Genomic DNA, 6463 nt, shown 5'->3' with positions numbered 1-6463 from the left:
TAACGTCACTGTCAAGTTACAGATGTGTTGCACCGGGCAACGGCTCTTAGAATGGACTCATTTGAGTAAACTTCGGTGGGCAGACAACTCAGTACAATCATCAGCAGTGAAGCCCTAACAGCCGGGCAACATGAGTGTAAAACTCGCCGCATCGCCGTACTACCAAGAACTTCGGTAACTTCCGCCACCCCGTCTAGGGAAGTTGGGAGTGATGATTCTGATTCAGCAATCAACATCGGGAAGTATTTACGGGCTAACCACGTTTCATCCTCGTCTAAGTCAGCCAAATTTTTATTACTACCGCTATTAAGACTATCTAATAGCAGGAGTAATAATTTTTTAAAGTGCTGCCAGCCCCCCCATCTCTGGGTAAATCGGCTCACCCAAGCTTGGGAGATTTCAGCAATGTTGGCGATCGCCTTTTGGTCAATTTTCTGTTTTGACTGCCAAAGCTGCGTTAATGCGTTGACAATGGCGTGTCCTGTCTGCTCACTGGCTTTACCCGCTTCGGGGCAGAGTTGGAAAGCATCAACGCTTTCTAATTTCACTCTTGGTAATTCATTTAAAAGGAAATTGAGGTCATAGTCAGCGCAGAAGTAGAATGTTAGCTCCACATTGGGGCGACGGTGTGAACGTAATCGCCCAATCTCTTGTATAATTTCTGCATTGATCAGTTCAGTGAGATACTTTTGGAAAGTGCTGTTTTTATCTTCCAGGTTGACTGGTGAACCAGTCATCACCTGATATTGTGCTGCTAAAACACCGATGTTTTGGTAGGGAATGCCAAAACTTGCGATCGCAGAAACATCACTAAACCTGTTAACACCACGCCCATCGACAAAGTGACCGTATTCTGTGCGCCCCTCGGCTTGGGTTGCAATCTGTTTCCAATCGATAATGCCAAGGTTGGGGCAGAGTTTTTTCAAGGTTTCTTTGAGGGCGTTAACACGAGCGCTTAGTGGAAGGGAGCGATTTTTGGGCAGTTTACCCAGCCCAGTAACGTTGACGACTTTTAAATTGTCGTAGTCAGGGCGTTGTTGCTCAATGGTTAACACAGGATCATTGATGCCCAGTTTCAATTTCAATTGCTGGGATTTGAAAGTGGCATCAAGATAAATATTAAATTTGGCAGAATTAGCCAATTCAGTATGCTTGGGGTTTCGGCGGTAAATGCTGAGTACACCCCATTGAGATTGGAAACTACCATCACCTTTCCAAGCTTCGAGAAAGTCAGGCAACCAGTAATTAGGCAAGTCAAGAAACTCCCTACCTGCCGTTCGTGCGCTGTCTTTAACTACCTTTTTGGCAGCATAACGAGCCGCAGAACTTTTTTTGAGTTGTTTATCTTGGGTAACATCAATAGAGTCCAAGTCTTCTAAGAAAGTCAAATCAGGTTCTACAGTTTGCTGAATCGCTTCGATATCTAAGCCTGTGGGGAAAGGGGGCAGCAGCGCACGGATGCTGGCATCATCAAAGCCGTAGCGGTCAGTGGGTTTAATTTGCTGAGTCAACAGTTGGTGTAAAACTAAGAGTGCAGGTTGCAGCTGTGATAGAAGATTTGGTTCTAACAGTAGCAGCTTGCCCACAGTGGTTTCAAAATCGCCAAGGTTCACATCAACATTACGCACGGGCTTGATGAGTGTGCCTGCTTCTTCCCATAACCGCCCAACGGTGAAAGTTTGGTCAGCAGCGTTAGTTAAGGTGACTGGTGTAGAGTCTGGGTGCGCTCTGAGTTCAGAATAATTTTGAATTGCTGTGCGTTTTTGAAAGCGGAAGCCAAAACCATCACCACTAGCGAAACGGCACTGATTCTTAAGGGAACAACCGCCACAGATGGGACTAATACCGCTCTCTTCAAAATCAAGGCTGCTAAAATTCTTGTTGCGGAAGGCATTAAATAAGTAAGCCCTGTGACAATTGCCGTCAGTGTCGGCAGTTTCACCCGCTTTAGTCCACAGTTTAAAATCCTCACCTGTAGGAGTTTTGCGGGTGGGATCTAGTTTAAAGCCGTTGTGACGCACTGGTAAGTCAACAAAATTCGTCTCAATGGGCAGTGTGGATGGGTTTCTATGGTTGGCATCCTGGTAAATTAGTTTATCAACGCCGAATAAGGTCGCTGTCAGTTGCCCCGCGTTGTAAGACTTGCCCAGTCCAGGGTGAGAATTATCTAAGATTTGTGTCCAGCCCTTAGAAACAGCTTCCACCCAAGCGGTAATATGTTCTTCTGGCTGGCAGGAGATAGAGATATTGCCTGTAACTTCAGTTATGTACGGGATATTGCCGGGCTTGTAAATAATTACATTGGGTGAAGGCGTGTCAATTTCGGGTAAGGGCAATGGTTGTGGTGGGGCTTTAAATCCTTTAAATATTGAAGCAAATGGAGCGATCGCTTGCTTTAATAAATTTTGGAAGCTGCTCAAGTCCTCTTTGACTCGCCCTAGTTCCCACTGTTCACGGCTAATTATTCCTTTGTCGCGTTCGTTGTATTCATACTGCCGTTGCGGGAAGCGAAAGCCATACTGTTTGGCAATGTGAAACAGTGTTCCGATCGTAATTCCCCCACGGCGAAAACTGCGAATCTTAGCGTGGATGTTCCAAGTTGAGCCTTTGATACTGGGCGACCACTGTTCGGCGATGATTTCCGCCTCAGATGCCCCATAATGATTAACCAGCGCCATCAACACCTGACGGCATTCGTCGTAGTTACCGCTTCCTGGGGTACGTGGTGGAATGAATGAAAGCGCGTTCTGGATTAGCTGGTCAATATCCCAGCCTTCAGCGAGGGAAATCTCACGCCACTCTTTACGCCGTGACTCAATTTCCTGAATTCTTAGCTGATACTCAATACGCTCCTGTTGCGCGATCGCGATCGCTTCACTTATCCATTCTGCTGGTAAAGTGGCTTCAGGGTTGACTAGCGGGAATTCGGCTTCTGTGCTGCCGTAGAATACACGGGAAGCGTCTTTACAAGCTGGATCATGCGGTAACTGCTGCATGAGGAAGCGTGTACAAGCTTCTACAGTATCAGCACCCTGAACATATTCGGGGAGAAGGAAAACCAACCGGAATTTATGCCAGTCTGGTTTATGACTGGCAGTGGTGTACATTAAAGCGCAGTGCTTTTGAATGAAGGAATGGGCTAGGGCTTCCTCAATGGTTAGTTGCGGATCGTAAACCTTGATGGAATTCCCATTCTCGTCCTTGATTGGCTTGTCATAAGCATCACGGGCGATATCGGAATTATCGATGTCAATTAGTAGCCACTGAGAACCGATGACATTGGCCTTACTGCGCCATTTCCCGCCTAACAATCCGGCACAGATGGCGTGACCTGCTTTAATGTGGTGCTGGACATCGGCTAGAGTGCCTTCTACATCAATGAAGTTAGCGGCCAGCTTTTTAAAGTCCCAGCTTTTGTTTGTGCCAGTGGCGTTAAACGCAAACTTGATTTTATTACCAGGTATGACTAGGGGTAAAAACGCGCTATCGTAAATAAATTTTTTCCCTGATAGCGCCGTTCTTCTGTTCTCAACTACGGGGTTTGTCATTTATTAGTTACTCCTTCTAGGAAACCGCCGCTTATCAGCCATTACCCCCTCTGTTGGTACACGCCAGGGTGCTTATTGTGGGATTTTGGTTTGACGGCAGCTTAAGGTTTTCAGTAGCCAAAAAAGTTTTTGACATTTTTGGACATCAAGAAATAATGCCAGATTGGGCAAAACCACTAGGCAAAACTGATCTAATTAATCTAATTAATCAGGGCTGTTTTAAGAGGCTACAACCCTTATGCAGCAAGGATTTCAAAAATGGATTGTCCGGGGATTCTAGAGTTTTTGTCCGGGGATTCTAGAGTTTTTGTCCGGGGATTCTAGAGCCTTTGTTTTAAGAACCAAAGCCTTACAGGGCAAAGCTTTAAAGCCAATTTTTTGAATTATTTTTTTTAAAACAAGACTGCAACAGAAAACCAGCCAACCACAGCCGATCATCAACTCGTAGTTGGGAAATCTAGAGTAATAATACTTAGTCTTGGATATCTAGAAGCGTTTGGATCTGGGTGGTTAGCTGTGGATTGAAGGTGCGCTCACCCCGTTCAATCAGGGAAATAAGGTTTTGAGATACGCCGAGAAAACCAGCCAGTTTCGCTTGCGACCAGCCTTTAGCAATACGTGCTTCTTTAACTTGACTGCTAGTCAAGCTGATGTGTTGTTCCTGTGTGGGCTGGGCTTTGGGCTGTAAGTGTTCTACTTTGGGTTTAACTTTCAATTGCGATCGTTCAACCGTGAGTTTTGCCTTGGATGCTATAAGTTCCGGGATAGGGGTTGGGGGTTTGATGGTGAGTTTTGCATCCAACAGCTTATCAAGGTAGCCTTTAGGTTTCTTATGCTTGGAGTCTGGTCTTAGCTCTTCGGGGTAAGTTTCGGGGTCAAATGCAATCTGCCAGCCCAGTTTTAGTAGTAGCTTTATGGCACTATCCCAGTGCTGTTTTAAGTCATAGGCTCGGCGGCGATCTAATCGAGCTTTATCTATAATCGGCTTGGCGAATGCAATTTCTAATAGCTCCTGTAGTTTGTAATTTCCATCAAGGCGAATTCGACTATCTAATGTTAGATATATAGCCAGCCTTAGTGCGAGTTCATCATGGTAGGGATCAATTTTCAAAACTTGTTGGGCTAAGTAGCCAAACTGATATAAAGCGTCCCTTGATTTTGCTCCTGCTCGGTTCAAAAAATGTTGAGTCCAAGCACCAGGTTGAATAATTAACTGAACTTCATTAGGCTCTTCTATTTTCCCTTGTAAATTTATCTGACCATAGGGCACAACTGTAATGTTCCACATTCGACCTACAGGGGTACTAGCATTTATTCCACCTTTTTTGTTCCTACCTTCTATCCATACTGCTTTAACTAATAAACAATCTAATGCAAACGCAGTTTTGGCTATTTCTGAGAGTTTTTTATGTTTGGGTAAATCTGTTCGCTGATCCCAACCCATATCTTTTATCAAGTCGCTGGCATTGAGAATAAATAAGCTTTCCCACGGTCTTTCCTGTTTCATTGCATAGGCAGCAAAGATTAAGTGCAGTTTGGCGCTGTTAAACCCAAATTTATCAATGATTTGTAGTGCTTCATCCCAAGGGAGCATGGAAATATCACCGGGGTTGGCAATATAATGCTCAATGAAGTTTTGAGAATCGCCCTTAGCTCTATGTTGTAAGTAGGCTATGCCATCTTCATTCTGTTTCCACAATTCTTTTTTGATTTGAGAGTCAATACTGGAAAACATAAGTGCTGCTGTTGGAATAGCTTCAAAGTCTTGGGACTTAAATAATTTTGATTGTCTAACTGTGATTGAAGTATTTGGGATGGAATTAGCTCGAGTTTCAAAATAACTTTCGTTTTCCTGAATACTATTTTGACTTTTCTCCGTTTTAGATTTTGGAACCGGAGGATATAATTCATCTTCGGCATTTTCAAAAGAATTGTTTTCTATTTGTCTCAGATTGATGGAAGTTGTTACAGGAATTTCTTTGAAAGACTGTAACAAATGACTGCGTAAAGCTTTTAGAAATTGTTCCTGGTTAGGAAATAGAGTTGAATCAATTTCTATGATTAATTTACTGAGGTCAATGTTTTCCTGACCTTCTTGATTAATCAAGTTGAGATTTACTATTAATGGAAGTTGCGGATTTAAATCATTCGCTGCCATAAGATAACTCTAGTCGAATGGAATTTATCTTCTAGGACTGCATGGGCAACAGCAGGCGGATTTCATCGGTTCGTGTATAAGCTAGCCGCCATCTAACGCCAGCAAGGAAAAGTTTTCTCTGCCAATTAAGTGTGTCAGCTATTTCAAGGCGATCGCTTTATTAATGGCAGGGATGGCAGAATTACTGTTTGTATTCATTTGTCCTTCTTGTCGTTGCTGGATGATGACGGAATCCTCCCTTGTGTCTCAGCTTCTTCTATAGCTTTTTCAACTAGGTACGCTACAAGGTTGGCAACGGGACGACCTTGGTCATCAGCCCATCGCTCTAATGCGTCAAAAACCTTATCAGGTAAAGTTACGTGAACTCTTTTACTCACTGCATCTAACATATACATTTGCCTTCTATCGTACTTTTTTAGGACTTATTTCTAGCTAATTAGTGCAAGTTTTCTCATTCAATACAAAAATCTGCTCTAATTTGTAGCTAATATGTGATATTGTAATAGACAAGACGCAAAAAGTCTGCAAATTTTTTAGAAGACCAAAAAAAACCCAATTGCGTCCAATCTTGTTTTTTGGCATGGGCATCTGATTGCAACCATGCTCACAGTTATGTCTGCAAATGTCTTACTTAAGGACTCCAAAATATGGTTCAAGCGCGAGTTGTGATTAGGGGCGCGGCGTTGGAAATGGGCGAACATCTTTTGAAAACTACCAAATTAGCAAGTTTAACAGAGCTAATTAACGTGATGTTTTC

Annotated in this window: 3 protein-coding genes; all 3 read right to left on the bottom strand. The window is 43.4% G+C overall.

Annotated elements, in window-relative coordinates; translation table 11 throughout:
- Nucleotides 1–11: 11 nt before the first annotated feature.
- Nucleotides 12–3548, bottom strand: a complete 3537-nt coding sequence (locus CDG79_RS38195; RefSeq protein ID WP_094346722.1) for a PriCT-2 domain-containing protein — start codon at nucleotides 3546–3548, stop codon at nucleotides 12–14.
- A gap of 472 nt (nucleotides 3549–4020) precedes the next feature.
- The gene (locus tag CDG79_RS38185) at nucleotides 4021–5706 is read right to left on the bottom strand and encodes a helix-turn-helix domain-containing protein (RefSeq protein WP_094346720.1); all 1686 of its coding nucleotides are present in this window, start codon (nucleotides 5704–5706) and stop codon (nucleotides 4021–4023) included.
- Between the two features lie 194 nt (nucleotides 5707–5900).
- On the bottom strand, nucleotides 5901–6095 hold the full coding sequence (locus CDG79_RS38180) for a ribbon-helix-helix domain-containing protein (protein ID WP_199349608.1): 195 nt from the start codon (nucleotides 6093–6095) through the stop codon (nucleotides 5901–5903).
- Nucleotides 6096–6463 lie beyond the last annotated feature (368 nt).

The sequence above is a fragment of the Nostoc sp. 'Peltigera membranacea cyanobiont' 232 genome (assembly GCF_002245985.1).
Taxonomy (GTDB): Bacteria; Cyanobacteriota; Cyanobacteriia; order Cyanobacteriales; family Nostocaceae; genus Nostoc.
This window is presented reverse-complemented; position numbering and strand designations above follow the sequence as displayed.